Source organism: Pelotomaculum propionicicum, assembly GCF_004369225.1.
Lineage (GTDB): Bacteria > Bacillota > Desulfotomaculia > Desulfotomaculales > Pelotomaculaceae > Pelotomaculum_B > Pelotomaculum_B propionicicum.
On sequence record NZ_QFFZ01000101.1, the window covers coordinates 1 to 3,382 of the forward strand.

Genomic DNA, 3,382 nt, shown 5'->3' on the forward strand with positions numbered 1-3,382 from the left:
ATGCAGGCAATCGGCGAAGCAATCGCCGGCCTGGTACAGGAAGGAAAGTGTATCCAAAACGGCGTCCAGCGAACCTTGCCCCCGTTCCGGGTGGCGGCAGAAGATAGCACTGTTAAGGTATTGTTCTACCTGACCGACGCCGACGTTGGCAAGTTTGAACAGTTTGAGGTCTACACGGCCGCCGGCAAGCGGTTATTTGAAAAGCCGGGGATAATTAATAAGACCGAGGCCGAGGGCCTGACCGTGGCGTTTATTTTAAAGCTGCAGGAGGTGACAAGCTAAATGTTTCAGCAAAAACAGTGGCTTGACCACATCGTTGAGTATCCCGGCCGGGTGCGGGTGGTACCCAATAGCGACGGGACATATCAGCTCACGAAGGATGAAGGCGAGCTGATCCAGCAAGGTACCCCGGTGACTGCCGGCAATATGAACCGCATTGAACAGGGCGTGGCTGATGCCCATTCAGGAGTCAGTGACCTGCGGCTGCTGACGGCTACACTGGCAGTGCAGGTGGCCACTCTCCAGGGCGCCACACTGGGCGGCGTTGGCAGTAACATCTTTATTGAGGATTTGTCTGATCTTTCAGATTGCGTAGTGACCCATGGCGTATATGACCAGGTGAACAGGAAAGTGTATTGCTAATGCTGACTATGCAGGAGTTTTGTACGCCGCAGTCATTTGCGTGCCTGGTCTGCCATTTGCTGGTGCAAATAATACAGCCCGACTGCCGTTATTGCGAAGCTGATGCTGACACAATCTTTATCCAGGGCAGCGATTCTGAAGGCAACATTTTGTCTCTCAAATATAATGTTCCCAGCATGGTGGTCATTATAGAAGGAGCGATTACACATAAACAGGTAATTCAAAGTGTTTTGCAAGGGAGCTGACAGGATGCCACCCAAGCAAGGGCAGCTTTTGGTATATCAGAAATACGTTGATCTGATTAATTACTCATACAACCTGCTACAGAAGTTTCCCAAGGCCGAAAAGTACGCAATGGTTGCCCATTTAAAAGACAGCATGTTCACTGCATTAAAGGTAATCCTGCAGGCCAATAAGGTGTATAACAACCAGGCATCCAGAATTGAAAGGTTAAATTCCTTGGACGCCGAGGTGCAGCTGCAGAAGGTCCTTGTCCGTCTGGCTCATCAAAACAGGTATATCTCAAATAGTAACTATATGGAATGGTCGCGCCGCCTGGACGAGATCGGCAGATTGCTGGGCGGGTGGATACGGCAGACAGTTGGCAAAAACATATAAGGGGATATTTGACCAGTCCCTAACTTTTTCAAAGTTACTGGAGGCCCATCTCAGAGCCAGGAAAGGAAAGCGTTTCAGGGAAGAAGTCATAAGATTTGAGATGGGCCTGGAGGGTAATTTGCTGGACCTGGCCAGGAAGCTGAAGAATGGCACTTACCAGCCGCAGGGATATCGCGAATTTACCATTTATGAGCCGAAGGAGCGGCTTATCAGGGCAGCTCCCTATTGTGACCGGGTTATTCATCAATGGTATGTAATCAACTTCATAAAGCCTATCTTTGGCAAGACCTTCATTTATGACAGCTATGCCTGCCTTGAGGGCAAGGGAATGCACCGGGCCACGGCCAGAGTGCAAGAATTTCTCCGCCGGATGCAGGCAAAATGGCCTGCTCCATATATCGTGAAAGGTGACATAAAAAAGTATTTCTTCAGTATCGATCATGATATTTTGTTTGATTTAGTTAAAAAGAAAATATCTGACGATAAGGTTTTGTGGTTAACCAGAATAATCTTGGATTCCGTTGATAACCCGGGCGTTCCGGTAGGAAGCTATACTTCCCAGTTCTTCGCTAACGTATACCTGCATCAGTTGGACATATTCGTCAAACACCAGCTGAGAATTAAAAACTATGTCAGGTATATGGATGACTTTATCCTTGTGGTAGAAAACAAAGAAACAGCCTGGCAATTGCTTCAGCAGATTCGGGAATTCCTGGCCAAGAATCTGAAACTTGAATTAAACGGCAAAACACAGATATTTCCCGTAAAAAACGGGGTGAATTTCTGCGGTTACAAAATTAAGAGCACTCACCTTAAAATTCGCACAGAAAGTAAGCGGAGAATAAAGCGCAAATTGAGGAAATTCAAGATTAAGTTTAAGGCAGGTGAAATGTGTGCGGAAGACATAAGAACAGTTCTGGTCAGTTGGATCGGCTATGCCAGGAAAGCCAACAGCTATCATTTAATCAATAAAATTCTCAGTCAGTTCACTTTTTAAATTTATAAGGGACAGGGCTGTGGCTACGAACTCCAACTTCCCGTACTCCTCCAATCCGGTGTTTATCCGTGGTGGCAACTATGGCAATTCCAACTCCGGCCTGGCCTATTTCAACAACACGAACGGCAATGCTAACAGCAACATCGGCTTTCGCGCCTGCTCTGGTTAATAAGCGAGATTATAGGTGTTTACGGACACCTATACGGTGCCCCAGAACCAAAGGAGTCCTGTTCCTTCCTTGAAAGAGGTAAAAACAAAAGAGGTGTGGTGTATTTAGTAGGAATCGAAAGATACACCTCACCAATAAATAATGATTCGGGGTGAAAAAATGTCTCTCATTTCTGGCACATCAAACCCGCCGGTACTGCCCGCCGGGTGGCAGGCGGTAAACTATGCGGGAACTAACCAAGATTTTTCAGCCGCACCAAGCACGGCGCAAGGATCTACCGGCTGGAAGTATAACTATGACCCGGTTAATACGGTAAATGGCGTCGGGCCAAAACAATGGGCCAACGCCAAAGACACCAAAGGAAACCTGTGGGTCTGGATACCAAGGTTCACTTATAAATTCGGCGCCGACCCGACAATGGACGTTAAGTTTTCCGCCGGGACAACAGATGACACATTAAACACCTTTAAGACGCACCCTGCTTTTAACTTTGGCGGCACCCAGTTGACCGGTTTTTGGGTGCAAAAGTACCAGGCCTACCAGGATACGACCAATGGTAATATACCTGGCTCTAAACCCGGCCTGGGGTCGTGGAGATCCATCAGCGTTAACGACATCTTTAACGCCTGCCGGAACATGCAATCAGCTATCACCAGCGCTTCCAGCGCCGTGGATAGCCATATGATGAAAAACGCCGAGTATGGCGCGGTTTCTGTACTGGCCTATGCCGTCGGGCAGGGCCGGCCTAAAATCAACGGTGACACTAGCTACCGGACAGGATATACCACCGGCGGCACTGTAAGTACTACCGGCTCCCTGGACACCGCCGGTGAAACATCCACCAGCGGGAACGTCACCGGCGTTTTCGATATGGTTGGCTGCGGTTATGTGTATGTGGCATCTTATGTAAATAACGGCAATGCTAACCTGACCACATATTGCGCCGCGCTGGTAAA

Annotated in this window: 7 protein-coding genes; all 7 read left to right on the forward strand. The window is 48.3% G+C overall.

The genetic code is table 11. The annotated features are described in order from the left end of the window. Positions 1-282 (forward strand): hypothetical protein (locus Pmgp_RS19925; RefSeq protein WP_192903031.1); only part of this gene is annotated, 282 nt, incomplete at its 5' end. Further along, the gene (locus Pmgp_RS18880; protein ID WP_134216178.1) at positions 283-642 is read left to right on the forward strand and encodes a hypothetical protein; all 360 of its coding nucleotides are present in this window, start codon (positions 283-285) and stop codon (positions 640-642) included. It abuts the gene before it with no gap. Then, positions 642-887, forward strand: a complete 246-nt coding sequence (locus tag Pmgp_RS18885) for a hypothetical protein (protein ID WP_134216180.1) — start codon at positions 642-644, stop codon at positions 885-887. The genes Pmgp_RS18880 and Pmgp_RS18885 overlap by 1 nt, the downstream gene beginning before the upstream one ends. Before the next feature lie 4 nt (positions 888-891). Next, positions 892-1,260 (forward strand): diversity-generating retroelement protein Avd, encoded by a 369-nt coding sequence (gene avd / locus Pmgp_RS18890; RefSeq protein ID WP_134216182.1) that lies wholly within the window; start codon positions 892-894, stop codon positions 1,258-1,260. After that, positions 1,244-2,257, forward strand: coding sequence for a reverse transcriptase/maturase family protein (locus tag Pmgp_RS18895; protein ID WP_134216184.1), 1,014 nt, complete (start codon positions 1,244-1,246; stop codon positions 2,255-2,257). Before avd ends, Pmgp_RS18895 begins: the two co-directional genes overlap by 17 nt. A 19-nt stretch (positions 2,258-2,276) precedes the next feature. Continuing rightward, positions 2,277-2,426 (forward strand): hypothetical protein, encoded by a 150-nt coding sequence (locus Pmgp_RS19930; protein WP_192903032.1) that lies wholly within the window; start codon positions 2,277-2,279, stop codon positions 2,424-2,426. Positions 2,427-2,585: 159 nt separating this feature from the next. Next, the coding region (locus tag Pmgp_RS18900; RefSeq protein WP_134216185.1) for a hypothetical protein at positions 2,586-3,382 on the forward strand (797 nt) is incomplete at its 3' end.

Excerpts from the sequence above, each read along its gene's own strand:
- Pmgp_RS18885 (WP_134216180.1), top strand. The coding sequence starts at position 642 with ATGCTGACTATGCAGGAGTTTTGTACGCCGCAGTCATTTGCGTGCCTG.
- avd (WP_134216182.1), top strand. The coding sequence starts at position 892 with ATGCCACCCAAGCAAGGGCAGCTTTTGGTATATCAGAAATACGTTGAT.
- Pmgp_RS18880 (WP_134216178.1), top strand. The coding sequence starts at position 283 with ATGTTTCAGCAAAAACAGTGGCTTGACCACATCGTTGAGTATCCCGGC.